The organism is Pseudomonas sp. HMSC063H08 (assembly GCF_001813645.1).
GTDB classification, from domain to species: domain Bacteria; phylum Pseudomonadota; class Gammaproteobacteria; order Pseudomonadales; family Pseudomonadaceae; genus Pseudomonas; species Pseudomonas aeruginosa.
In genome coordinates, this window is sequence record NZ_KV813448.1 from 1 (window position 1) to 488 (window position 488).

Genomic DNA, 488 nt, shown 5'->3' on the forward strand with positions numbered 1-488 from the left:
CGAGATCAGATGGGCGACGCCTACGACGGACGCCAGGAGTTCTTCATCCTCGGCCGCGTGCGGATGCGGATGGGTTTCCATTGGCGGCTCGCCTGCTGGAAGAAGCGCGCCGCCGGCGGCCAATTGCTCGCTGCGTGCCCGGATTGCGGCCAGGTCCTCGAGGACCTGGAAGGCAACCTGGTCACGGTGGAGGAGTTCGAGCGTGGTGACCGTCGACGTACCTGTTCCTCCTGTCGTGGGGCGCTCTGGACGCTGATCCGGCCAGGCAAGCCCAACGGCGGCAACCGGCGCGCAACGATCCTCACGTCGATGTGTCGGATTCCAACCATCGGCCCGGTCAGGGCGGAGCGCCTGCTGAACGACTTCGGCGAGGACTTCCTGGCCACGATGTTGGTGGACAACGTCTCGGAGTTCATCAACCTGATGGACGCCAAGGGCGACTTCGTCTTCAGCGATCGGCAGGCCAAACGCATGGAGCGATCGATGGC

At 65.0% G+C, this 488-nt stretch carries 1 pseudogene; it reads left to right on the forward strand.

The features are described from left to right. Positions 1–488 (forward strand): annotated as a pseudogene (locus HMPREF2924_RS15405) (DEAD/DEAH box helicase); the annotation flags it as partial.